This is a genomic window from Sphingobacterium sp. 1.A.4 (genome assembly GCF_002734245.1).
GTDB classification, from domain to species: Bacteria; Bacteroidota; Bacteroidia; order Sphingobacteriales; family Sphingobacteriaceae; genus Sphingobacterium; species Sphingobacterium tenebrionis.
On record NZ_PEAZ01000046.1, the window covers coordinates 13,330 to 37,666 of the forward strand.

The 24,337-nt window shown below is 43.0% G+C and carries 20 protein-coding genes; 10 read left to right on the plus strand and 10 right to left on the minus strand.

What is annotated here, in order from left to right; genetic code table 11:
• A complete protein-coding gene (locus CRJ00_RS07055; protein ID WP_099366167.1) occupies positions 1–1,659 on the minus strand; it encodes a sensor histidine kinase in 1,659 nt (552 codons plus the stop codon).
• Between the two features lie 10 nt (positions 1,660–1,669).
• Positions 1,670–3,514 (minus strand): S9 family peptidase, encoded by a 1,845-nt coding sequence (locus CRJ00_RS07060; RefSeq protein WP_257213714.1) that lies wholly within the window; start codon positions 3,512–3,514, stop codon positions 1,670–1,672.
• A 136-nt stretch (positions 3,515–3,650) separates the two neighbouring features.
• Here CRJ00_RS07060 and CRJ00_RS07065 point away from each other — a divergent pair, with 136 nt between their 5' ends.
• Positions 3,651–3,944 (plus strand): DUF4286 family protein, encoded by a 294-nt coding sequence (locus CRJ00_RS07065; protein WP_099366169.1) that lies wholly within the window; start codon positions 3,651–3,653, stop codon positions 3,942–3,944.
• A gap of 157 nt (positions 3,945–4,101) precedes the next feature.
• Here CRJ00_RS07065 and CRJ00_RS07070 read toward each other — a convergent pair whose 3' ends face one another.
• The 5 genes from CRJ00_RS07070 to CRJ00_RS07090 all read right to left on the minus strand — a co-directional run bounded on the left by CRJ00_RS07070 (position 4,102) and on the right by CRJ00_RS07090 (position 7,714).
• Positions 4,102–4,389 carry a hypothetical protein gene (locus tag CRJ00_RS07070; protein ID WP_099366170.1) on the minus strand — a complete coding sequence of 96 codons (288 nt, stop codon included), beginning with the start codon at positions 4,387–4,389 and terminating at the stop codon, positions 4,102–4,104.
• A gap of 79 nt (positions 4,390–4,468) precedes the next feature.
• Positions 4,469–5,167, minus strand: coding sequence for an RluA family pseudouridine synthase (locus CRJ00_RS07075; protein WP_099366171.1), 699 nt, complete (start codon positions 5,165–5,167; stop codon positions 4,469–4,471).
• Positions 5,168–5,173: 6 nt separating this feature from the next.
• The gene (locus tag CRJ00_RS07080) at positions 5,174–6,169 is read right to left on the minus strand and encodes an MlaD family protein (RefSeq protein ID WP_099366172.1); all 996 of its coding nucleotides are present in this window, start codon (positions 6,167–6,169) and stop codon (positions 5,174–5,176) included.
• Positions 6,170–6,177: 8 nt separating this feature from the next.
• Entirely contained in the window at positions 6,178–6,954 is a 777-nt protein-coding gene (locus CRJ00_RS07085; RefSeq protein WP_099366173.1) for an ABC transporter ATP-binding protein, read from the minus strand.
• 1 nt (position 6,955) lies between these two features.
• A complete protein-coding gene (locus CRJ00_RS07090) occupies positions 6,956–7,714 on the minus strand; it encodes an MlaE family ABC transporter permease (protein ID WP_099366174.1) in 759 nt (252 codons plus the stop codon).
• A 216-nt stretch (positions 7,715–7,930) separates the two neighbouring features.
• On the opposite strand from CRJ00_RS07090, the gene CRJ00_RS07100 reads away from it, so the two are divergent.
• The 3 genes from CRJ00_RS07100 (at position 7,931) to CRJ00_RS07110 (ending at position 11,544) form a co-directional block, all read left to right on the plus strand.
• Positions 7,931–9,295, plus strand: a complete 1,365-nt coding sequence (locus tag CRJ00_RS07100; RefSeq protein WP_099366176.1) for a DUF6600 domain-containing protein — start codon at positions 7,931–7,933, stop codon at positions 9,293–9,295.
• Positions 9,296–9,620: 325 nt separating this feature from the next.
• On the plus strand, positions 9,621–10,799 hold the full coding sequence (gene pncB, locus CRJ00_RS07105; protein ID WP_099366177.1) for a nicotinate phosphoribosyltransferase: 1,179 nt from the start codon (positions 9,621–9,623) through the stop codon (positions 10,797–10,799).
• Positions 10,792–11,544, plus strand: a complete 753-nt coding sequence (locus tag CRJ00_RS07110; RefSeq protein ID WP_099366178.1) for a class I SAM-dependent methyltransferase — start codon at positions 10,792–10,794, stop codon at positions 11,542–11,544. The genes pncB and CRJ00_RS07110 overlap by 8 nt, the downstream gene beginning before the upstream one ends.
• A 45-nt stretch (positions 11,545–11,589) precedes the next feature.
• Here CRJ00_RS07110 and serS read toward each other — a convergent pair whose 3' ends face one another.
• Positions 11,590–12,861, minus strand: a complete 1,272-nt coding sequence (gene serS, locus CRJ00_RS07115; protein WP_099366179.1) for a serine--tRNA ligase — start codon at positions 12,859–12,861, stop codon at positions 11,590–11,592.
• Positions 12,862–12,973: 112 nt separating this feature from the next.
• Between serS and CRJ00_RS07120 the strand changes: the two genes are divergently transcribed.
• Complete coding sequence (locus CRJ00_RS07120; protein ID WP_257213715.1) at positions 12,974–13,474, plus strand: hypothetical protein; 501 nt, start codon at positions 12,974–12,976, stop codon at positions 13,472–13,474.
• 26 nt (positions 13,475–13,500) lie between these two features.
• Here CRJ00_RS07120 and tamL read toward each other — a convergent pair whose 3' ends face one another.
• Positions 13,501–15,858: a translocation and assembly module lipoprotein TamL gene (gene tamL / locus CRJ00_RS07125; RefSeq protein WP_441347598.1), complete on the minus strand. Its 2,358-nt coding sequence runs from the start codon at positions 15,856–15,858 to the stop codon at positions 13,501–13,503.
• Between tamL and CRJ00_RS07130 the strand changes: the two genes are divergently transcribed.
• From CRJ00_RS07130 to CRJ00_RS07150, 5 genes are all read left to right on the plus strand, one after another.
• On the plus strand, positions 15,857–16,606 hold the full coding sequence (locus CRJ00_RS07130) for a TrmH family RNA methyltransferase (RefSeq protein WP_099366181.1): 750 nt from the start codon (positions 15,857–15,859) through the stop codon (positions 16,604–16,606). The two genes, tamL and CRJ00_RS07130, sit on opposite strands and share 2 nt — an antisense overlap.
• Position 16,607: 1 nt before the next feature.
• Entirely contained in the window at positions 16,608–17,807 is a 1,200-nt protein-coding gene (locus CRJ00_RS07135; RefSeq protein WP_257213717.1) for an MFS transporter, read from the plus strand.
• A gap of 7 nt (positions 17,808–17,814) precedes the next feature.
• On the plus strand, positions 17,815–19,116 hold the full coding sequence (locus tag CRJ00_RS07140; RefSeq protein WP_099366192.1) for an AI-2E family transporter: 1,302 nt from the start codon (positions 17,815–17,817) through the stop codon (positions 19,114–19,116).
• 96 nt (positions 19,117–19,212) lie between these two features.
• Positions 19,213–20,151, plus strand: a complete 939-nt coding sequence (locus CRJ00_RS07145; protein ID WP_099366182.1) for an endonuclease/exonuclease/phosphatase family protein — start codon at positions 19,213–19,215, stop codon at positions 20,149–20,151.
• Between the two features lie 110 nt (positions 20,152–20,261).
• The gene (locus CRJ00_RS07150) at positions 20,262–23,189 is read left to right on the plus strand and encodes a DNA polymerase III subunit alpha (RefSeq protein ID WP_099366183.1); all 2,928 of its coding nucleotides are present in this window, start codon (positions 20,262–20,264) and stop codon (positions 23,187–23,189) included.
• A gap of 23 nt (positions 23,190–23,212) precedes the next feature.
• Here the strand turns inward: CRJ00_RS07150 and CRJ00_RS07155 are convergent, their stop codons facing one another.
• Positions 23,213–24,187, minus strand: a complete 975-nt coding sequence (locus CRJ00_RS07155; protein ID WP_257213718.1) for an endonuclease/exonuclease/phosphatase family protein — start codon at positions 24,185–24,187, stop codon at positions 23,213–23,215.
• Positions 24,188–24,337 lie beyond the last annotated feature (150 nt).

Here is a 24,337-nt window from a genome sequence, read left to right on the forward strand (position 1 = left end):
TTATTTTGGAAAAACCAGGGTAAATGTCGTTCCTTCACCTTTTACACTGCTTACCTTGATCTCTCCACCCATAAATTCAGTAATCTCTTTACAAAATGCCAAGCCTAATCCAACACTGCCACCCTGATTAAATTGATTCTTTACTCTGTAAAACTTTTTAAATATATTCTTTAATTCTTGTTTTTCAATCCCGATTCCTTTGTCGGCAAACACGATCACAAAATTACTTTTGATTTGCTCAACACTAATATCAATAAATTTTCTCGAAACTTCGGAATATTTATAAGCATTATCGATTAAATTCTGAAACACGGAATTCAATAAAACTGGATCGGTATACATTTGATTCACCACCTGAATTCGATAACTCAGGTTTAAATCGGGATACTTCAAACGTGTTGCATCAAATATTTCCTCGCAAAAACTGTTCAAATCCACGTATTCTCCCTTAAATTTTAAGGATTTATTTTCTATCTGCGTGAAAGACAGCAGTTTATTCATCAAATTATTTAACTTATCCGCTTCCTGATCCAAGATCCTTCCATACATATTCCTTTCCTGATCGGATATTTTCTCCGCACTTTTGATATTATTACCTGCAATCTTGATCACGCTCACCGGGGTCTTGAACTCATGCGTCAGGTTATTGATGAAGTCGTACTGCAGCTGAAACAGCCTGCTGTTGATTGATATATTACGGTAAATCAAGTAAATTATTAACAATAAAATAAAATAAACTAAAGATATCCCTAACACTACAGGGAAAAATCGGCGGTTTATCTCGCCCCGGAGATGTTGTTCGGAGGAATCAAACTGCAGTTTATAGTCCGATAAGGCGTTTGGCAAGGGCATATCGGTAGTAAGGTAAGAGGGCTCTTCGGTCAGGTTTGGATTGGCGATCGGCAGAATCCTTACCTTCTCATACAAGCGCTCTTGGGTATTGACGATTTTTATCTTTTGCGGATTTACCTTGTACACAAAGAAATCCTGGTCATAAGCTTGGGAAATATTGCTGGTATCCTCCATCAAACCCTTATAGGCACGGAGGGCATTTACCCGAGGGATGTTCAAAAAGGTGATCTTCCCGGGCATCGTGTTATAAAAGATCCGATAGATATCATTTTCGGAAAGGGAAGTGGAATCATCCAAAACCTCCAAAAAATTCACCATTTTGATGGCCATATTGTTGAAATCATCCGAAGATGGCCTATTTGTGCTTTCGGTCAGACTGTTCTTGATCAATTTGTTCTCTTCATTCAGGTGGAAGGAAAAGATAGATCGAGGATAGATCAATAGGTTCTGAAACCTCACACCACGTACCCCTTCATTTAAATTACTGAACAACACATCATAGAAGACCACTTCCTCCAAGAAAGGGGTTTTTCTTAAGATTTTTTCAGCATAGGTGATGGCATGTACAGAGTCCAGATAACCTTGGTAGTTGGAGACTTCCGGAATATCGTTATTGAAGAAATTATTATAGGCTTTTAGGCTGCTATCAAAGACATCGGCCTTTCTATTAAAGAATTCAGATTCCACGAAATTCGTCATGGTCCGTCGCGCCACAAAGACCGAAACGATGTATAGGATCGTCAGAAAGGAGAAAAAGGTTATCAATAAACCTAAGTTCTTACGATATTTACTGGTCCTATTGATCATGTTAAGTTAATTAACGCAAATTCTCAGCCAAAAAACGCTCTATTTCCTGGTAGTATTCCACTACGTTCTCCTCGTTTCTAAAGCGTTTCCCTTCATCCTTCTTGAAAACATAGCGTACAGGCACATTGTTGGCTTTCAACTTGCCCACAAATTGGTTGGCATCGGTTACCGAGCTGTATTTATCTTTTCCGCCTTGGAAAAACAGGACCGGCATTCTTACTTTATCCGCATGGAAAACAGGTGAGATCGCCTGGAAGAGTTCGGATTCCTTTTCTGGATTTCCGATGATCCGATAATACAACTGCACATAATGCTGTAAATGGGCTGGGATTTCCCTAAAATAGGTAAATAGATTACTGTATCCAGAGGATGAAATCGCACATTTATACAATCCTGGATTGAAGGCTGCAGCGTAGAGCGCCGAATAACCCCCAAAACCGGAACCCATTATGGCAATACGGTTCTTATCGGCAATCCCCTGATGGATCAACCAGGTTACCCCTTCGGAGATATCCGATTGGATCTTACCACCCCATTCCTTAAAACCAGCGGTCCAGAATTCCTTTCCATACCCCATAGAACCTCTATAATTGATTTGGAAGACCGCATATCCCCTATTGGTCAAAAATTGCACCTCCTGGTCAAAGCCCCAATCGCTGCGTCGGTTCGGCCCATCATGGACCAATACAACAACAGGTACATCTTTCGTTTTATTCCCTGGATAGGTAATGTAGGCATGGATGGTCTTATTATCACGGGTCTGATAAACCAGTTCCTCCATTTTATTGAAGTCTTTATCCTTCAATTTCGGATTATCCTCTGTCAATAATTTGTAGGTTTTGGTCAAGCGGTTATAATAGTAGATCTCCCCTGGATGGACGTCGCTGTAAACACGTACAATGAAACCTTCCAGTTTCTGATCTGCATCCACAAAACCAATTTCCGAATCATCGAATTTCTTTTTCAGGTCTTTATATACATCTTCGTACACGGGATTGAAGAAGCGTTTTTCATATTTATTGGTAAAAGAAGAGGTGAAAGCCATTTCTTGAACCTGATGGGAATATCCTTCGGAGGATAGATCTCCCTTTTCTTCCATGAACAGTAATTTATCCTCTTTTCCTTGACTTGCATCAAATTCGACCAAAGCAAGTTTATCTCTGTTCTGATTGGATAGGGCATATACGGTTTCCATAGCGCCTTTTTTGAATCCCAATGGAATGAAAATTGTTTCAAAATTGTTCTGCATGACCTCCTTAAAAGCTGCGCTTTCGGAAGCACGGTATAGCACGGATTCCTGTACACTGTCACTGGTCATTGCCAATCTCACCACCCCATCCGGCGAGCCGATCCAGGAAACAATATTGCCCGGATTTTTGTAGACCAATTCCTCTTTACGACCATCAAAATAGATTTTATAGAGATCGAAAAGAGAAGAATCCCGTTTATTCATCGCTACAGTAACAGCACCATTATTCACTTTGATGGGATTGATCCATCTTAACCTTGACTTTTGGGGCGATAATAATGGGGACCGTTTTTCGGTCTTCACATCGATATAGAACAATCGGAGGCTATCTGCCGCTGATTGGGTATTGGAAAAGACAATCTGTTTGTTATCCAGCCAAAAGAAGCTCTGCACATTCAGGTCGGCCTGATAGGTCAGTTGCTTGGATGAATCGGGGTTTTGTAGATCCAGGATAAAAATATTCTTACAATGGTCATGTACATCCAGATAGCCAATTTTGCTGCCATCGGGTGATAATTTGAAAGATCCCTTATCGGGTTTTACAAAGAAATCTTCCACGGGGATAATCGGTTGATTTCTGTCCGATTGCTTGCAAGAAATAAACATCCCAAGCAAGATTATTACAAAAATCAAAGCATTCCCTTTCATATACTATTTTATCCCTTTCTCAAATATTAAAAAAAAATACGGAAAAGTTACTTTTGCAACCTTAATTTTACAGCAGATATCAAAATCATATTTTATGTTTCTATATAACATTTCCATCATTATGGAGGACAGCGTTCATCATGATCTGCTGGTTTGGATCAGGACTCAATTGAAGGCGCATGAAGGCAAGAACATCAAATTTTTGAAGATGTTGAATTCGCCGCATGAAGGCCAGACGTATTGTATGCAGGTGACGTTGAATAGCGAAAAAGAGATTGTGGAGTTTCAAGAGGAGGTTTTGCAGGAAATTCAAGCTGTTATTGGAACGCAGTTTCCGGATAAGGCGTTTATTTTTGATAGTACGATGCAGTATATTAATCATGAGTAGGTAGCTTTCCCCGTCATTGCGAGGACTCTTCCCGTCATTGCGAGGAGGTACGACGAAGCAATCTTTAAATTAATCGAAAGATTGCTTCGTTCCTCGCAATGACGTAGGCCTCGCAATGACGCAACACCTCCCAATGCCCTGGCTCTCCCTAACAAATTTACTTCTCTAACCCTTCCGTCATCTTAAACCCAGATTTCTCCGAAGGTGTTCTGTATTTCTTGTACCAAAGAATTCCCATACCAGCGCCAAAAAGAAATGGCATCGCCAATAGGAACAATATCCCCGCATTCAATCCCTTCCCTTGCGTATTGCCATCCTTTGTACTGTTCTCTGCATTTAATGAACACATCGCACATTGCGCGGAACTAACCGTAGGCAAAGAAACAAAAGACAAACAAAGCAGCAAAGCAATTAGACTCAACTTCAGGGCTCTTAAATATTTCATGTTATAAAGTTACGTATAAATCTTAACTAATATCAAACATCCACAGCAGACCAACGATCAGATCTTAGCAGACCAACGATCAGATATCCTCCTTCAATAAAACATTGAATTTCTCCCAGAAACCATCCTTCGGCAATGGAGCCTTCACGATCATTTCCTCCTCCTTCACCGGATGCTTGAACGCCAAAGACCTCGAATGCAAACAAATAGTCCTTAACTGGCTTCCGCGAGGATACCCATACTTATTATCCCCCACGATCGGACAGCCCATAAAAGAAAGCTGGCTCCGGATCTGATGTGTTCTTCCAGTCAACGGATTGATCTTCAACAGATAAAACCCATCCAGAGCTCCCACTACCTCATAATCCAACTCCGCATAACTCCCATTTTTCACTTCCCGATCAAAGGCTTTGGTCACCATCTTCTTCCTGTCCCGCAACAACCAGTTTTTCAAAGTTCCTTTCATCGCCTTAGGCTTTTCGCGAACAACAGCTAAATAAGTTTTCCTGACCTTACGATCATGGAACAGCCTATTCATCCGATCCAAACCCTTGCTGGTCTTGGCAAATAAAATCATCCCACTTACCGGACGATCCAAGCGATGGATCACCCCAACAAATGCATCATTGGGCTTATTATATTTTTTCGCCAGGAAAACCTTCAGCATATCCTCCATCGAAGGATCACCTGAATTATCTACCTGAACAATATCACCACCAAGTTTATTAATGGCAATAAGATGGTTATCCTCAAAAAGGATATCATTTTCTGTAATCATCTAAGCTTAATTTTTTAAGCTATCTACGCCTGCTTCAGCTTCTTCTTTCGCCTTTTTCTTGAAGAATCCACGCAATAGGAAGTTACTCTGAAGAGCTTCCATATTTTCATCCAACTTCGCCGAACCCATGTTCAGGTTCCGTAGGATCTGCTTGATCTCATTGGCAGCCTCTGGATCATTGGTCAACACACCGATCGCGTTGTCTTTATCATTCAATCGAGCGGTTGTTTCATTCAGGTTGGCCATCAAAGCAGATGCCGTTTGAGTTACTCCCTGCAATTGTGCTGCAGATTGTCTCAAACTCGCAAAAACCTCTTTATCGGTGGTTAAATCATGAATCAATCCTTCGTTGTTGTTCAATTTCTGAGATAAGGTCAATAAATTATTTACCGCTGCATTAGCTGTAGTCATGGTTCCATTCAAGGAAACAACGGTTTTCTTCAGGTTATTGGCAATCTCATCATCCGTCATCAGCGCACCTACTGTTCCTTTTCCATCCAAAATCTGTTTCGATAACATGGCAAAGTTCTTGGTGATTTCCAATAGGTTTTCATTGTTAACCTGTAGGGTTGCCAACATAGCATCCATACCACCAGAAACTCCGGATTTGATGACATCATTGTCCTCAATCTGTGGGAAAGCTTCGGAACCACCCACCAAACTGATGATCGCATTACCGATCAAACCATCTGAACTTAAGGTCGCAATAACATCCTTACGGATAAATTGACTCGATTTTTCCTCTACATTCAGAACCACCTTCACATTCTCTACACTCTCAAAACTGATCTCCTTGATAATCCCAACCTTTACACCGGAAAACCAAACATTGTTTCCAACTTTCAATCCTTTAACATCCTTGAAATAGGTCGTAACTGTTAAATTCTTACTGAATTTATTCTGTTGAGTACCCAATACCAAGATACCAGCCACTAAAATGATTAATCCAATAAAGGTGAACAAACCAACGATTATGGATCGTTTTCTATCTGTTGTTGCCATAAACTCTGTTATACAATAAAATTATAATCATAGAAAGGTTTCACCCTTTCATCTTCTGTATCAAATATTTCCGAAAATTTACCTACGCGTTCAAAACGTCCGTCCAATAACATGGCCACTCGGTCACCGACCATTTTTGCACAGGCCAAGTCATGGGTAATGATAATGGATGATGTTTTATACCGTTCCTGAACCTCATTGATCAGGGAATTGATATCCAAACAGGTAATCGGGTCAAGTCCCGCTGTTGGTTCATCATACATCATAATATCGGGTCTTAAAATCAAGGTCCGCGCAATACCGATCCTTTTTCGTTGTCCACCGGACAGTTCGGATGGCATTTGGTTGATCGTGCGCAATAGCCCAACGCCATCTAACACATCTTCCACTTCTTTGTTGATCTCTGCCCTGGTTAGGTTTCTTTTGTTTCTCACCAAAGGAAACTCTAGGTTCTCCCTAACCGTCATACTATCATACAAGGCACTATTCTGAAAGGAGAATCCAATCCGCAATCGAAGTTCCCTTAATTCTTTTTCTTTTAGATGATTGACCACCTCGCCCAAAACATGGATATCTCCAGCATCTGGTTTCAACAATCCGGAGATCAATTTGATCAATACGGATTTACCGGTACCAGAACGCCCAAGAACAACCAGGTTCTCGCGGTTGTACAATTTCAGGTCGACATCACGCAGTACATGCAGGTCTCCAAATGATTTGCTCACATGGTCTACATGAATCACGGCATCATTATAATCGATCTCTACGTTCTTTTTCTGTTCCATGTTATCCTATTAAGGCTAGAATCTGTACGATCAGCAATTCTTCAATAAATACAATGAACATGGAGGCAACAACCGCCGCGTTGGCCGCTTTACCCACACCTTCAGTACCTTTTGTAGAATAATAACCTACATATGTACTTACAAATCCAATCGTAAAACCAAATACCACTGCTCTGAACACCATCGCAAATACATCTTTCGCGGTGATGGATTCAAAGACTTGGGTAATAAAACTCAATATACTTAACTGATCCTTGGAGATGATACTTAAATAACCACCTGCTAGACCAATACCTGCCACATAAAAACACAAAACAGGAATCATCAAGGTGGTAGCAAGGATCCTGCTGGCAATCAAAAATTTGAAAGGATTGGTACCAGAAACTTCCATCGCATCGATCTGCTCCGTTACGTTCATGGAACTTAATTCGGCACCGATCTGCGACCCCACCTTACCCGATGCGATCAGGGCGGTTACCAAAGGTGCCAATGCCCTCACGATGGCAATGGAGATCAGGTTCGGAAGCCAGGATGTGGCCCCAAAATCCTCCAAAGAAGGTCGGGATTGTTTTGTAAATACAAAGCCCACAATAAATCCGGTTAAACTAATCAAGGGAAATGACTTCCATCCGATTTCATAACACTGACGGATAATTTCCTTAAACTCAAATGGGGGACTTACCACTTCGCGGAAGAAGCGCATCAAGAATCGATGGATCTTCGCAAATTCAAGGAGTAAGGTCTCTATCTTTTTTGCCATTAATGAATGATTATGTTACTCTTCCTGTTTTCCAGCATTGGTAATATTCGTTGGCAAATGTACAAATTTATTTTTTCCCAAAATTTCTCAAAGCCATTATTCCTTAATACAGCAATTGAGCCAAAAAAGTTTGACAAAAAAATTATACTATTAAACCTTTCCTTCTCGTTTAAGGTCATACTGACAAAATAAGCGAAAACTTAATTTGGTTGGCATATGAAAAATTTAAACACTTCGACAATTTTTGCAGGAATTTTATTCATGCTATTTGCTGTTTTTTCTGCAAAAAATGCAGCCGCCCAAGGTTATTATGAGGATGATTTGGAATTTGATGACTTCTATCATGAATTAAGCCCCTATGGCGACTGGGATAGAGACCCAGAATATGGTGATGTTTGGTATCCTAATGAAGGACGCGATTTTCGTCCTTATGGAACCAATGGCTATTGGACCATGACCGAATATGGTAACACATGGGTTTCTAATTACGACTGGGGATGGGCTCCATTCCACTATGGTCGTTGGATTCACCGTAGCCATCGTGGCTGGGCCTGGATCCCTGGATATGAATGGGGACCGGCTTGGGTAAATTGGCGTAATGGTGGTGGATACTACGGTTGGGCTCCAATGTCGCCTGGTATTTCTGTAACCGTTAATATTGGTTTACCGATTAATCTTTGGTTATTCCTACCTACCGGTCGTATCTATGATAACCATATGTCTCGTTACTGGTCTTACGGAAACCGTAATATCTATAACAGAACTACGATTATCAACAACACCTATATCGTTAATAACAACCATTACTATGGTGGACCATCACGTCGTGATATCGAACGTGGACTTGGTAGACGTGTAGATGTAAGAAATGTGAATTTTAGCCGCGATCGTTCTGTAAGTCGCGTTGGAAGAAACTCGGTAGATATGTACCGTCCGGATAGAAACTCTGCTAGAGCAAACCGTTCAGCAAGAATAGGTAGCCCTTCGAACAATAGAGGTACCATCTCTAGATCAGAAGGTAATAGAAGCTCAAGTTCTCGCTCAGAAAGTAATAGAGGTACCATCTCTCGTTCTGAAGGTAATAGAAGCTCAAGTTCTCGTTCATCTTCAAGAAGTGGAAACTATAATATTACTAAGGATGAAAACGGTCAACGTGTGATGCGTATTGGCAACTCTAACAACGCTAATAGTAGAACCGAGCGTTCTCAAGGAAACACAAGAAGTACAACGACTCGTCCCACTGAACAGTCAAGAAGAAGCGAATCGATGAGCAGAGGTCAACAAAGACAGACTGCTCCGAGACAAGAAACTGCAAGGCAGTCTGCTCCGAGACAATCATCTCCAAGGCAAGCAGCTCCACGTCAGGAAAGTCGTCCGCAGCGTTCTCAACAAATGGAACGTTCAAGCAGACCACAAACGCAGAACCGTGTTTTCCAAACGAGTAATCAATCCCAGTCAAGAGGTTCTCAAAGTAGACCAGCTGTGGAAAGAAGCTCAAGCCGTTCTAGCCAACCTGCCGCAAGATCTAATGGCGGTGGTAATTCTGGACGTTCGGAACGAGGAAATTCAGGAAGAAGATAATACATACATTTAGTCGAAATAAATTTTAAAGAGGTCGTATACACAGCAGTATACGGCCTTTTTTTGTATGGTTGGAGAGATAAGGATCTTGGTAAATTCAACCGAATTTTTCACCATTTGGAATCGCGCTGCAAGTGAGATCTAAGTGAGGTGTAAGTGACTTGTAAGTGACTTTATACACTTACACCTCACTTGCAAATTACTTACAAACTGCTTAAGCCTCGAGGGTAACTCGATTTCATAATTCGGAAATATGCTGGTAAAAACCCGAAATTCTTCTATTTTTACTAAATTGTAAGGAACAGAAAAGCATAAATCACACCTAATGGCAAAACTAAAATCCATTTTAGACAACGATTTCTATAAATTCACGATGCAATACGCTGTCGTTAAGTTGTTTCCAAAAGCAAAAGCGAGATACCAGTTCATCAATCGTGGTAAACATAAATTTCCGGAAGGATTTGCAGCGAAATTCAGAGAGGCCGTGGATAAGATGGTCGATTTGAAATTAACCAAAGCCGAGAAAACCTTTTTTTCAAAAACATGTCCCTACATCGATCCTACCTATTTTGATTTTCTCCAAGGTTACCAGTACGACCCGGATGAGGTGAAGATTACCCAAAAGGGAGATGATCTGATCGTGAAGATCGAGGGATATTGGTACAGGACCATTCTTTGGGAGGTGCCTTTGATGGCCCTGATCTGCGAATTGTATTATGAAATGACCGGCTTGCAAAGGGTGGACGATGAAGAGGTCATGAAGATCGTAAATGATAAGATGGACAAATACGATAAGCTGAACATCACCATTGCCGATTTTGGAACCCGACGTAGACATTCCTCAGCCGTGCATGATTTGGTGATCAAAGCATTGAAATCCCATAAATCCAATACCTTCATCGGTACCAGCAATGTTCATTTTGCCATGAAATATGAAACAAAACCGATCGGCACGCATGCCCATGAATGGTTTATGTTCCATGCTGCGAAATATGGTTATAAAATGGCGAACCTGCTTGGGCTGGAGAACTGGTCCAACGTGTATCGTGGGGATTTGGGGATCGCCTTATCTGATACCTATACCACCGAAGTTTTCTTCAAACAGTTTGATAAAAAATTGTCCAAATTATTTGATGGGGTAAGGCATGATAGTGGTGATCCGATCGAATTTGCACAAAAGACCATCGATCATTATAAAAGCAGGGGGATCAACCCTTTGACCAAGACCATAATCTTTTCCGATGGATTGGATTATGAAAAGGTGGTGAAGATCGTGAAATTCAGCCAGGATAAAATCGGCCATTCCTTTGGTATCGGAACAGATTTCACCAATGATGTGGGACTACCACGGATGAATATCGTGCTGAAAATGACGGAAGCCTATCCGGATGAAGGGGAATGGACACCGGTTATCAAACTTTCCGACGAGCCGAACAAACATACCGGTGATCCAGAAGAAATAAAAATGGCGAAGCGATTCTTAAATATCCAGGAACATGAGTAGAGATGTATATGGCGATGCCTTATTTGATTATAAGGAAAAGGGGGAACTGAGCCATCCCCTACTATTGCATAGCAGTTATGGCGATATCGAGGAAATGCCGGTGGAGGTTTTTTACAGGCAGGATGATGATATCCCGGAATTGGAATTTATCGCCTTGTCGTTATGTGATGGTAAGGTGTTGGATGTGGGGGCAGGAACAGGTGTTCATGCTTTATACCTTCAGGAAAAAGGATTTGATGTGACGGCTTTGGAGATTTCAGAGATCGCTTGTAATATCATGCGGGAAAGAGGTGTTGGGAAAGTGGTGCATGGGGATTTTTTCCAATATGGGGGTGAAGAAAAGTATGATACCTTGTTGTTCTTGATGAACGGAATCGGGATTGCTGGGACTTTGGAGGGATTTCGGAAGGTGCTTCAACATGCCAAAACATTGATGTCGGATAGAGGGCAGTTGCTGTTTGATAGCTCGGATATTTCTTATTTGTATGAAGAATATAAGATCAAAAGGCCGGAGCATTATTTTGGGGAGATCAATTTTCAATATGAGTATAAGGAACAGAAGGGGGATTTGTTTAAGTGGTTGTATATTGATCAAGAGACTTTGATTAAAATAGCGAGGGAAGAGGGATGGGTAGTTCAGATCCTTTTTGAGGATGAGAATGATCAGTATTTGGTGAGGATGGAGCCTTTTAAAGAGGATTCTACGTCATTGCGAGGAGGTACGACGAAGCAATCTTTGGATTAGTGTAAAAAGATTGCTTCGTTCCTCGCAATGACGTGTAAAAATCCCTTAATCAATATACTCAAAGCCTACATAAGGCACCAATACCTCCGGAATCTTAATCCCTTTATCAGTTTGGTTATTCTCCAATAGCGTCGCTACAATCCTTGGTAAAGCCAATGCTGAACCATTCAATGTATGCGCTAAAGTAGTTTTTCCGTCCTCATTCTTAAACCTCACCTTCAACCTATTCGATTGATAAGTCTCAAAATTAGAAACAGAAGAAACCTCCAACCAACGTTGCTGCGCAGCAGAAAAAGTCTCCATATCATAGGTCATTGCAGAGGCAAAACTCATATCTCCACCACACAACCTCAACACACGATAAGGCAATCCCAACTTCTGCAATAAAGACTGTACATACGTACTCATTTCCTCTAATGTCTCATAAGATTTCTCCGGGTGAACAATCTGAACCAACTCCACCTTATCAAACTGGTGCAATCTATTCAAACCACGCACATGCGCGCCATAAGATCCTGCCTCACGACGGAAACAAGGCGTATATCCACAATGTCTGATCGGAAAATCTTCCGCTTTAACAATAACATCACGGTAAATATTGGTGATCGGCACCTCAGCCGTTGGGATCATGTATAGCTCATCTTGCGTAACATGGTACATCTGCCCTTCTTTATCCGGCAATTGTCCCGTTGCATAGGCCGAAGCTTCATTCACAACGATCGGAACCTGCACCTCACCATAGCCCATCTTGGTCGCTTCATCCAAAAAGAAATTGATCAATCCTCTTTGCAATCTAGCACCTTTTCCTTTATACACCGGAAAGCCGGCTCCTGTAATCTTGGTTCCTAACTCAAAATCAATGATATCGTATTTCGAGGCCAACTCCCAGTGTGGAAGTGTATCAGCTCCCAAAGATGGAATTTCTCCATTGGTCAATACCACTTCATTATCTTCCGGGGTCAATCCTTTTGGTACCATATGGTATGGTAAATTAGGTAATTGCACGAGTTTAGACTGCAAATCCTGCTCTACCTGCTCCAAGGTATCCTGTAAGTTTTTAATCTGTTCTTTATATGCTGCGGAACGCGATTTGATAGCTTCGGCTTCTTCTTTCTTACCTTGGCGCATCAAATCTCCAATTTGCTTTGCAGAGGAGTTGGCTTCAGCTGCGATGGAGTCCGATTCATTTTGAACCTTACGACGTTGCTCGTCTAAGGCAATGATCTGATCTACCAATTCTGCATCGTTGAAATTCTTTACAGCAAGTCTTTCAACTACTTCATTCCTGTTCTCACGGATGTAATTTAACTGCAACATATAATTTTGCTTTTATTTAATAATGTCTGCAAAGATAAGAAGATTCCTATCTATTTTGTATCATTGCATCATGAAAAACAGCTGGATAATCTGCTTGATACTAGCAATGGCTATGATTTTTCCGTTCACTGGTACGGCTCAACAAGCAAGTATTAATGATTTCATGGTGAAAGAAAATCTTTCTCAGAATGGAAAACTCGCTATTATTGCCACGGATTCACTTGAAAAAACCAATAATCAGGTGAACGGTGATTACAAGTTCACGATCAATGGTTTCCAGCAAGATCTGCGTTTTACAGATGGAGTAGCTGTTACAAGCAACCCGATCGAATCCTCAACATTTGTTTTTTTCAAGCATAAATCGGGCGATAAGGAAATCGGGAAATTATTTTTTCTTCGGGTAACCGAAAAAGGGATAAGCCCTTACAAGATCTCTGGTTTTCTGCTGATCGTCGTTCCATTGCTGGTCTTATTCATCGCGTATAAATTAAAGCGATTCCTGATCACCCTTTTGATCATTGCCTTAGTGTACTTCTATTTGAATTATAGCAAAGGATTAGACGTGAAACAGCTGATCGAGAGTACTATACTTGGGTTGAAAGATCTGATCTAAACGATCTTCGCAAGGCTTACCATCTTTTAAAATGGCATTCCAACACCAAAATTATATTGGATAAAATTATAGCGGTCTGGGCGGTTGCTCAGTGCATATTGGTATTTGAAATCCTTGGAATCAAACAGATGCCTGATGACCCATTGTTCTTTACCACGGAACTGCGGATCTTTGACCTTCAAACCCGCATCTAAGCGGATGGTAAAATAATCCATATCCACACGCAATCCAAAACCGGTACCTATGGCAATTTGGGATAGGAACTTACTTCCGACAAATTCCCCATCGATATTGAAATCGTCCTTACGCAATCGCCAAATATTTCCGGCATCGATAAAAGTAGCTCCATTAAGTTTGGCGCCGAAGAAGTTATTCAACATCCGGAAGCGGTATTCCGCATTGGTTTCGATCTTTACCTCCCCCAGCTGATCCAGGTTGCGGAGGTTCAATCGGATATTCTCCGGTTTGGTAGAACGGTTATAACCCCCTGGTCCCAATGTTCTGGCCTGCCAAGCACGGATACCGTTCATACCGCCTGAAAAGAAACTCTTTTCAAAGATGATCAAGGTAGAATTGTTACCATAAGGCACAATCACCCCCGAATTAAAGCGAAATACAAATTGTTTATTACCGCCCAGGAATTTATACCAACGGTAATCGACTTCGCCCTTCACATATTGCAGATAAGGAACGCCGAACAATAACTTCTCTCCCTTATCATTGGTACGCAGGTTGAGGGTATTGGATAATAGCCCCAAAAGGTTACCACTGATATCCGCGGCACCACGGAAATAGCTGAAGCTTTCTTTGGAAGTCAGTTTTGGCGCATTATAGGTATAGGCATATTGTGAACCCAATCCAAAATATCGACGATTGTTACTACGCACATACAGCTCGTAACCCTGTTCGATCAGGTTATTCATAAAGGATTCGTTCAATCGGCCATCACGGTATTCGATCACTACAGGCGTGAAACTATGCATCTTGTTGGTCGCTTCGTACCATTGGTAGTTCAAGCTGTTGATAAAATAGCGGTTGGCATAGGTCTGATCTTGGAAAAACAACTGCAGACTGGAGGATATCGTGGTTCTTGGAAGCCCAAAACGTCCAACACTTCGAACGCGGAAAGGCGCCAATATGCGTGGAAAGGATAGGTTGACCCCGATCTGGAAATCATTGTTGAAGATCTTGTCCGACAAACTTCCCGGTAGTCTGGAATCAAAAAGTACCCCGTAGCGCATGCGCACCTCGATGGTTTCCGAACCACCGAACACATTTCGATGGGCAAAGGTATTTCCCACGTTGAACCCGCTCATCCCCGAACTGAAAGTAAATTCTCCTTCCATTTGGTTGCTCATGGCCGCACGCGGAATGAGGTTATAATAAACATCCAACAACGCGGAATCCTTTTTTTGGTAGTTGATCTTTACCGACCGGAAACCATTCATCTCATAGAGCCTATCGTAGGACAGTTCCTCGTTTTCGCTATTGTATTTCTGTCCTCTCCGTAAGAACGCATAGCGGGATAAAGGCGATAAGCGAAACTTACCGGTCTCATCCAGATAAACGATCTTACGAAGGGTATCCAGGTAAGCTTCTTCATTTTTCCGCAGGGATGGATCGGCTGCTTCCACCCGGAAATACACCGAATCGATGTGATAGATCTGATGCGCTGACGAATCACTGGGATTGGAAACTTGTATGGAAAGATCGGTTTTATGTTGAAGACCTATGGTATCCACCGCAACACGCATATACTGCCGTAGGTAATCATAGTACCCACGCTCACGCATACTGGTATATAATTTTTCCCTTTCCAGATAAAGATCGGCAGCATCATATTGCTTGCCCACTTTCACGAGGCTGCCCGGAACGACCTCCTCTTGGTAAATGCGATCCACTTCTGGATCCTGCACTTCCCGGTTGATAGCATTGACCAGGTAACCTTGGCCAGGTTCCGTATTGAATTCAATTCTCGCTTTTTTGTTTTTGATCAAAACCTGGGGTTTCACCTGGGCATTGAAATATCCCTTGGTCTGCAGGAAACGTTGGATCTGGTTGGCGGAAAGTTCCACCAGGGCAGAATCCAAAATCCGTGGGGCTTCACCTACGTTTTTGATTCCATCCGTTTTATAGGCTCCATCACGGGTATTGAAAATATTGTAAATGGTTAAATATAAGGGGGAATTGGGACGGATATCATTGGCCACGTATTGACCGGCACTTTCCTTCAATTGTTGATTGACACCGTTGATATCTACATCCGTCACCAAGGCTTGGTCTTCTTCCAAGTACTTCGCTGAACGACATGCTGCAAAAAATAGCAACAAAAACGTTATACTTGCAAAAATAAACAAACTTCTTTTTTTAGTCATTCGTCCCATGTTGTCAAAAGCACAAATCAGTTTAATTACGTCATTGCAGCATAAAAAATTTCGTACCCAGCATCAATTATTTGTAGTGGAAGGAATTAAGTCCGTAATGGAATTTGTTGGCTCATCCTACAAGATACAAAAAATATGGGCGACGGCAGATGCCGCTGCAAAATTGGGGAAAATCCCTCAAAATATAAAACTGGAAGAAGTCACTGTAGCGGAATTTGGAAAAATCAGTAGCCTGAAGAATCCACAAGGGGCATTGGCAACGGTGGAAATGCCTGCGGAGGACGATCTAGACCCTGCTATCCTTGCGAACAAACACAGTTTGATCTTGGATGATGTGCAAGATCCAGGCAACTTAGGCACGATCATCCGCACCGCAGAATGGTTCGGCATCGAGCACCTGATCTGCTCCCAAGGAACGGTGGATGCCTACAATCCCAAGGTAGTACAGGCAACCATGGGTTCCCTTTCCAGGATCAAGATCCATTACCTGGATATCGAATCCTTTTTGGAAGAAAACCAGTTGCCCACATTCGGTGCCTTATTGGATGGCGATTCCATCTATGAAACTGATTTTGGTAAGCAAGGCTTGATCATCATGGGCAATGAAGGGAATGGCATTCGGAAGAATCTGATCCCGAAAATCCAGAAAAAGGTGACCATTCCACGGGTCGGTGCTGCCGAATCATTGAATGTTGCTGTGGCGACTACCATATTTTGTTCAGAATTAACAAGACAAAAACTAAGATAATATGATGGAGAATGCTGCGGAGGAAGATCAAAGGCCCTTATATACCTTACAATTTGGGTTACTTTGCCTGAGTTCCTTGCTTTTTTCAGCAAGCTTCAACATGATCATCCCCGAACTGCCCAACTATTTAAGTTCCTTGGGCGGAGCGGAACATAAAGGCCTGATCATTGGATTATTCACTTTGACAGCCGGAATTTCCAGACCTTTCAGTGGTCGTTTGACCGATAAATGGGGTCGTGTTCCCGTGATGGCGATCGGATCCATCGTATGTGTGCTCTGTGGATTCCTCTACCCTATCTTGACCAGTGTGGCCGGATTCTTTCTTCTCCGATTGGTGCATGGATTCTCCACCGGTTTCAAACCTACGGCAACTTCTGCCTATATAGCCGATATTATTCCTTCTACACGTTGGGGCGAAGCATTGGGCATGCATGGGCTATGCTTTAGTATTGGGGGCGCGGTTGGACCTGCCATCGGAAGTTATATTGCCATGGTTGCCGACCTGAACACCATGTTCTACAGCTCTTCTGCTTTCGCCTTCCTGTCCATCATCATCGTCATGAACATGAAGGAGACCTTAAAGGATAAGCAAAAATTCCATAGGCGAATGCTGAAGATCTCGCGGAGGGACATCATCGAACTTCGGGTCATCCCGGCGGGTATAGTAACCCTATTCTCTTATACCGCTTATGGCGTTATCCTGACCCTTATTCCCGATTGGAGTGAACATTTGGGGATACAGAACAAAGGGCTCTTCTTCACGGCCTATACCGTTGCGTCCGTCGCCATACGGATGGTATCCGGGAAAGTGGCAGACCGTTATGGTCGGATTTCCGTGATGAAAGTAGGTTTATTGATTGTTACAATCTCCGTCCTATACATCGGTTTTAGCGACAGCATTCTGCACCTGATCATTGGTGCCTGTATCTATGGGATAGGTACTGGGATATTTTCGCCTGCCGTGAATGCCTGGACCATCGATCTTTCCCTTCCGCAATACCGCGGTAAGGCCATGGCAACCATGTATATTGCCTTGGAGGCCGGTATAGGTGGTGGCGCAGTATTTGCAGGATATATTTATCACGATCAGCTATCGCGAATCCCAGGAATCATGTATGGAAATGCCATCGTAATTTTCTTTGCATTTTTATATGTTTTATATTGGGAGAGAAAAAACAAAAAATTGCCTAACACGTTATAAAGACCATATGGAAAAAAATCAGACCAAAAGACCCTATGCCATGGAGCTTTCTGCAAGCTTATTGGCGATGGTATTAATCATAGCTTTGATGTATTTTACGCAAAGTGTTTTATTACCACTATTATTCTCCATCCTTATTTCCATTTCTCTCTATCCCTTGGCAAGGTTCTTCGACCGCCTGCATCTAGGGAAAGCATTTTCGTCCATTCTAGCAGTTCTGGTCGCTATCGCGGTCATTTCTGGGCTTTTTTGGTTTATCGTGCATGAAAGTATCATCATCGGAAAAGATGCTTCAGCGATAACGGACAAAGTGCTATCGGTTCTGGAGCGCGGCCAGGAATGGATCAGTAGTCAGTTTGGTGTTGAGAAGACAGAGGTGATGGAAAAACTCCGCGAGCAGGGAAATAAATCCATGGAGAATATGGCCGGGACATTAACCTCCACTTTTGGCTCCATCGGTAACCTACTGGGTAGTGCCATCTTGGTTCCGTTATTCAGTTTCTTCTTATTGTACTACCGTGATTTCTTTCGGGAATTTTTCTTCAAGGCTTTCAAATCCACTCCTCAACACAAAGTGAATGAGGTATTGAACAAAATTTATGAGGTTGTACAGAGTTACCTGGTCGGTCTGATCACCGTAATGGGGATCGTAGCGGTGCTGAATACCGTAGGTTTAATGGCCATGGGCATTGACTATGCTTGGTTCTTTGGTTCCTTGGCATCCTTGTTAATGCTATTGCCTTATATTGGTATTGCTATTGGGTCCATCCTGCCCGCCTTATTTGCCTTGGCTACCAAGGATAGTGCTTGGTATGCATTAGGTGTGGTCGCTTGGTTCCAGGTGGTGCAATTTTTGGAAGGAAACATCATCACCCCTAATATAGTGGGCAGTAAAGTAAGCATCAATCCGTTGATGGCCATTATAGGTATTTTATTGGGTGGTATGCTATTCGGATTGGCCGGATTGATCCTTGCCCTACCGTTGATTGCTACCTTGAAGGTTATTTTCGATGCCTCTCCTGGTATGCAGGCGATTGGTTTCTTGATCGGTGAACCTGAAAAACTTCACCTCAAAAAGAACTCCACCCAGGAGTTGTTGATGAAATGGGGAATTGTCAGAACACCTAAGAACAAAAAGAAAATTGAAATGGATGTGAAGGTAACTACCGATGAGCAAGGCAATCAAACGAAGGAAGAAGTTGTTTACAAAGAGGTCCATGAGGCGGAGGAAAACCCTTATGAAGATTTGAAGAATATCAACGAAGAGAAAAAGGAAAAACCTAATAAGGATAAGCCTGATCAAGAATAAGATTCTAACGTCATCAAAGGAATAAGGATAACTTAACATAAAATAAAGATTTAGGTAATCCAATCAGGTTATCTTTATTCCCATAATAGTTTGTTGATGATTATAGTATATATACTGGTTGTTCTGATTATTGTAGTCTTATTGATTTTCAAAAAACTAAGACGAAAATTAACCCTGGTAGAATTAACGCCAGATGAAGACAAAGACGGCCAACTTTCAAAAGGCAATATTAAGGTGCTGACCTATAATATTGCCGGATTACCCCAAGGCATCTCAGCCGCAAAAACCCCTAGAAGAGTCAGTATCACGGAGATTGGTGAAAAGGTGGAGGAATTTGACATCGTGAATGTACAGGAAGACTTCAATTACAATTCGGCCTTCTATTCCCTGAACAAACATCCCTACCGCACTGTGCATAAAGGAAAAATCCCTTTGGGTGATGGCTTGAATACCCTATCCAAATATCCGATTGTAGAATACCGTCGTATTCCTTGGCGGCATTGTAGTGGTCCGGATTGTTGGACCGTGAAGGGATTCACTTTTGCCAAAATCCAATTGGATCAGCATGTGTTTATCGATGTTTATAATGTGCATGCCAATTCCAGTGATGTAGCGCGTGCGGCAAAAGCAAGAAGAGAAAACATCCGTCAATTAGCGGCCTATATCCAAGAACATTCTGTCGGAAAACCCCTGATTGTAATGGGGGATTTCAACGCCCATTATGCTTATAAACGCGATAATCTCCATGAATTTTTAGTGAATACCGGGTTGTCGGATGGATGGGTGACTCATCTCCGCAACGGTACATTTCCGGAGATCATCCCGAAATTCATTGCCCAGCACATGCTCTCCCTGACAAATGACACCGAAAGTCTGGACAAGATCTTCTTTAGAAATGGGGATAACCTGACTTTGATCCCTAAGACCTATGAGGTGGAAATTTCACACTTTACCAATCAGGCTGGGGCAGCCCTATCCGACCATTTGGCGGTCTCCATGTCCTTCGATTGGGAGTGGAAAGAACTTCCTGCTTAATAGTTAGTCTGAATAATTCCAATTTATTTATAAGGTTATCTATCAATTTGTTATACTTTATTTTACTAATATTTTTAGCAAAATAAAGCTATATTTCGTAATCTTGTAACATGTATTTGAATTGTAAGACCTGGTTCAGCTTCCATTATGGAACATTTTCGCCCAAAGATCTACTGGAGCAAGCTTCAGGTATGGGCATCACTGCCATGGCACTTACCAATATCAATTCTACTGCCGATTGCTGGGATTTTGTCCTAAAATGCCAAGAAAAGGGCATTAAGCCCATCGTCGGTACAGAGGTCAGAAATGATAATCAGCTTTGTTATATCCTATTGGCGAAGAACAACCAGGGGCTTACGCAGATCCATCATTTTCTTTCCCATCATAAAGTGAAAAAACTGGATTTTCCCGATCGACCGACTTTTGATCTGGAAAACGTATGGGTGATCTATCCCCTGGAGCAGCACACGGAGATTGGGGAGCTCCGCCCACAGGAGCTGATCGGCCTGGGAATGGAAGATCTCAACAAACTGAATTGGCAGGAAGCCCTAGCCGCGGATTGCTGGGTAGTCCTTCATCCGGTCACCTATCAGGACAAAGCCCATTACAATGTGCATCGGATCTTAAGGGCGATCGCTAAGAATACCCTACTCTCCAAATTGACCCCAGCGGATTATGCCGGCCCGAATGAAACCCTCGTGGAGGAAGAGGTGCTGGTCGCTGCCTTTGCCCGCTTTCCAAGTGTGATCAGTAAGACCATGCAGGTGATCAAGAGCTGCAACATCAGCATGGAATTCCATGTGGATAAGAACAAAAAGTATTTCACGGCCTCGGAGGAAGGGGACCAGGAACTGTTGCGGAAATTGGCGGTAGAGGGTTGCAAGACCCGTTATGGGATCAAGAACCGGCAAGCCATGGCGCGGGTGGAAAAAGAACTCAGTATCATCTACAAATCCAATTTCTGCTCTTATTTCCTGATTGTTTGGGATATGCTCCGTTATGCCAACGAACAGAAATTCTACCATGTGGGGCGTGGTAGTGGCGCCAATTCGGTGGTTGCCTATTGCCTACGTATCACCGATGTGGATCCTATACAGTTGAACCTATATTTCGAACGTTTTCTGAACCCCAGCCGTACCTCCCCACCGGATTTTGATATCGACTTCAGTTGGAAAGACCGGGATTCTATTTTTGAATACCTCTTTTTACGCTATGGAAAACAGCATGTATCCCTGTTAGGGATGTATACCACTTTTCAGCGTAGGGCGATCGTTCGGGAATTGGGAAAGGTATTTGGTTTGCCGAAGGAAGAGATCGATGAGCTGGTGCACAAAAGAGAATGGAGCCCAGAGGATAAGATACAGCGTTGGATCCAGAAATACGGTGCGCTATTGGTCAATTTCCCCAGCAATGTGAGTGTGCATGCGGCGGGCGTGCTCATCAGTGAGGAGCCTCTTGCCAATTACGGGGTGCTGGAGCTTCCGCCCAAGGGTTTTAAGACCTTGCACATGGATATGTTCGAAGCGGACCGCATCGGGCTGTTCAAGTTTGATATCTTGAGCCAACGGGGCCTGGGGCATATCAAGGATGCCCTGGAACTGGTGCAGCAGAACAGAGGCAAGCATATCGACATCCACGATGTGGACCGTTTTTTTAAGGATCCTAAATTGGCCCACATGATCCGGAACGCGGATACCATTGGTTGTTTCTATATCGAGAGTCCGGCAATGCGCCAATTGTTGGGTAAGCTAAAATGTTCCGATTACATCACCTTGGTGGCGGCAAGCTCCATCATCCGCCCGGGGGTTGCCCAATCGGGGATGATGAAGCAATATATTGAACGATACCACGATCGGGACAAGGTGGAGTACCTGCATCCCAAAATGAAGGAACTGTTGGAGGAAACTTTCGGTGTGATGGTGTATCAGGAGGATGTGATCAAGGTGGCCCATCATTTTGGAGGGATTTCCTTGGAAGAAGCGGATATCCTTCGTCGCGCGATGAGCGGGAAATACCGCTCGGAGAACAAGTTTGAGCTGATGCGCGAGAAGTTCTTTGTAAACTGCAAGGCGCAGGGGCACGATGAGGCCGTCAGTGCGGAAATATGGCGGCAGATGGAAAGTTTTGGTGGCTACTCCTTTGCCAAAGGCCACTCGGCATCCTTTGCCGTGGAAAGCTATCAGAGTCTTTTCCTCAAGACGTATTATCCCTGCGAATTCTATGTGGCGGTGATCAATAACTTTGGAGGGTTCTACCGTACCGAATTCTATTTCCATGAACTCCGAAGAAATGGCGGGATCATCGAACTCCCCTGCCTGAACCAGAGTGATTACCTCACCAATATCCATGGACAACAGGTGTATGTGGGTTTCATCCACCTACAGGGGCTAGAGCAGGAACTGGGTCATCGCATCGTCGAAGAAAGGGTCGCTAATGGCCCCTACTTAGACCTGCATGATATCCTACAGCGCCTACAACCTGCTCCGGAGCAATTGAACATCCTGATTCGGATCGGGGCGCTACGGTTTACCGGCCTGGACAAGAAGACCTTACTCTGGGAGGCCAATTTTCGGAGCAAAAGGGTGGAAAAGGAAGTGCTGGTCAACCTCTTCGAAAGCGAGGAACTGCAATTTATCCTACCCAAATTTGATGAAGACCGCATGGAGGACCTCAAGGACGAACTGGATCTCTTGGGTTTTGTAGTGGGGGATTTTTACGAACTTCTTGACCCTATGCATCTACAAGGAACGGTATGTGCGGAACGGCTGCAGGATTACCTGGGCCAACAGATCAAGGTGATCGGCAGGTTAGTGACCATCAAAGAAACCAGAACCATTAAAGGGGAAAGGATGTGCTTCGGCACTTTCCTGGATGTGGATGGGAATTGGTTGGATACGGTCCACTTCCCGCCCGTGCTCAAGCAATACCCTTTTCTGGGAGGTGGATTCTATGAATTGCACGGCCGCGTGATGGAAGAATTCGAAGTGTATAGCCTGGAAATCCTGGGTATGCGGAAATTAGGTTATAAACTGGGTTAATCTTATAATATAGTAGAATTGGGCTATTGTTCATTCAGGGACCAGGCCATTTTCAAGGAGATGGCACAATGATCGGAAAGCGGTTTTCCTTCCTCATTGCTGAACAACTCATGTTCGATCTTGTAGGAACTCGGGCTAAAGCGCAACTTCTCACTATCCCTAAAATAGATCTTATCAATACTTTCACATTCTTCGGTCACCTGAAGTGCATGGATCGCCTTGAAATCAGGTAGCAAGGCTGGGTGTATTCCTTTGTTCTGAACCATGACCCAACTGTCCTGAACCGCAGTTTCTTTCTGGAAATCGTGTAAATTGTCCTCCGAAAAGGCGTAATGCGCATTGAAATCCCCCATGATCAGGATCGCTTCTCCAGCAGATTTCTCCTTGATGTATTCCGCCAATTGCAGGAGGTTCTTTCTTCTTGCCAGGACTGCCGAAGGGTTATCCTGCGCCGTAGCATGGACGTTATAAACATCAATAAATACTTCTTTGGCCAATTGTACCCGATGATAGCTGAAGCCCTTTGGGGTTAAGCAATCCGAACCACTGCAATCCTCCCAGGCAATGCGTTCAGTCTCCAAGATAGGATACTTGGACAGCGTACTCAAGCCATCTCCGAAAGGAACCCCACCCATGTTTTCCGTACGGTAGGGATGCGTGTTCTTCGAATAGAGCTGTCGGTTATAATTGAAATCTTCTTGGGCATTCACGAGATCGAATTTATTCATCTGCCGACCGATCTCTTGGATGCTGACTGCACGGTCCGTTTCCGCACTGGAAATGATCTGCGGCAATCCCGCCACATTATAGGTCAACAGCGAAAGCTCGCCCGAGCTGGCCTCTCCCATCACCGGAAAAACGGTCTTGGACACCTCCTTGGCTGTATTTCCTCGTTTGAAACTTAATTGAAAACCTGTGATAAGCAGTAGAGAAAGAAGACTGATCAAACCGAGATGTTTTGATTTTCGTCTTTTAGGATAGGTAAGCTGAATGAGCATAGCGGCAAATTCCTTGATCTGAAACAAAACTAATTCAGCAATATAACCCCAGTTTTTAGAGATTATTAAATGTTTGTTTTCAAACTATTTACTCCATATTAAAATCGGGAATTATATGCCTTATTGTTCATAATTAATTAATAATCAGTT

What these genes read in the sequence shown, in the direction of transcription:
- CRJ00_RS07085 (WP_099366173.1), bottom strand. Translation starts at nt 6,954, where the DNA reads ATGGAACAGAAAAAGAACGTAGAGATCGATTATAATGATGCCGTGATT.
- CRJ00_RS07155 (WP_257213718.1), bottom strand. Translation starts at nt 24,187, where the DNA reads ATGCTCATTCAGCTTACCTATCCTAAAAGACGAAAATCAAAACATCTC.
- pncB (WP_099366177.1), top strand. Translation starts at nt 9,621, where the DNA reads ATGGCAAAACTAAAATCCATTTTAGACAACGATTTCTATAAATTCACG.
- CRJ00_RS07100 (WP_099366176.1), top strand. Translation starts at nt 7,931, where the DNA reads ATGAAAAATTTAAACACTTCGACAATTTTTGCAGGAATTTTATTCATG.
- CRJ00_RS07080 (WP_099366172.1), bottom strand. Translation starts at nt 6,169, where the DNA reads ATGGCAACAACAGATAGAAAACGATCCATAATCGTTGGTTTGTTCACC.
- serS (WP_099366179.1), bottom strand. Translation starts at nt 12,861, where the DNA reads ATGTTGCAGTTAAATTACATCCGTGAGAACAGGAATGAAGTAGTTGAA.
- CRJ00_RS07090 (WP_099366174.1), bottom strand. Translation starts at nt 7,714, where the DNA reads ATGGCAAAAAAGATAGAGACCTTACTCCTTGAATTTGCGAAGATCCAT.
- CRJ00_RS07060 (WP_257213714.1), bottom strand. Translation starts at nt 3,514, where the DNA reads ATGTTTATTTCTTGCAAGCAATCGGACAGAAATCAACCGATTATCCCC.
- CRJ00_RS07055 (WP_099366167.1), bottom strand. Translation starts at nt 1,659, where the DNA reads ATGATCAATAGGACCAGTAAATATCGTAAGAACTTAGGTTTATTGATA.
- CRJ00_RS07145 (WP_099366182.1), top strand. Translation starts at nt 19,213, where the DNA reads ATGATTATAGTATATATACTGGTTGTTCTGATTATTGTAGTCTTATTG.
- CRJ00_RS07140 (WP_099366192.1), top strand. Translation starts at nt 17,815, where the DNA reads ATGGAAAAAAATCAGACCAAAAGACCCTATGCCATGGAGCTTTCTGCA.
- CRJ00_RS07065 (WP_099366169.1), top strand. Translation starts at nt 3,651, where the DNA reads ATGTTTCTATATAACATTTCCATCATTATGGAGGACAGCGTTCATCAT.
- CRJ00_RS07070 (WP_099366170.1), bottom strand. Translation starts at nt 4,389, where the DNA reads ATGAAATATTTAAGAGCCCTGAAGTTGAGTCTAATTGCTTTGCTGCTT.
- CRJ00_RS07110 (WP_099366178.1), top strand. Translation starts at nt 10,792, where the DNA reads ATGAGTAGAGATGTATATGGCGATGCCTTATTTGATTATAAGGAAAAG.
- CRJ00_RS07120 (WP_257213715.1), top strand. Translation starts at nt 12,974, where the DNA reads ATGATTTTTCCGTTCACTGGTACGGCTCAACAAGCAAGTATTAATGAT.
- tamL (WP_441347598.1), bottom strand. Translation starts at nt 15,858, where the DNA reads ATGGGACGAATGACTAAAAAAAGAAGTTTGTTTATTTTTGCAAGTATA.
- CRJ00_RS07130 (WP_099366181.1), top strand. Translation starts at nt 15,857, where the DNA reads ATGTTGTCAAAAGCACAAATCAGTTTAATTACGTCATTGCAGCATAAA.
- CRJ00_RS07150 (WP_099366183.1), top strand. Translation starts at nt 20,262, where the DNA reads ATGTATTTGAATTGTAAGACCTGGTTCAGCTTCCATTATGGAACATTT.
- CRJ00_RS07075 (WP_099366171.1), bottom strand. Translation starts at nt 5,167, where the DNA reads ATGATTACAGAAAATGATATCCTTTTTGAGGATAACCATCTTATTGCC.
- CRJ00_RS07135 (WP_257213717.1), top strand. Translation starts at nt 16,608, where the DNA reads ATGATGGAGAATGCTGCGGAGGAAGATCAAAGGCCCTTATATACCTTA.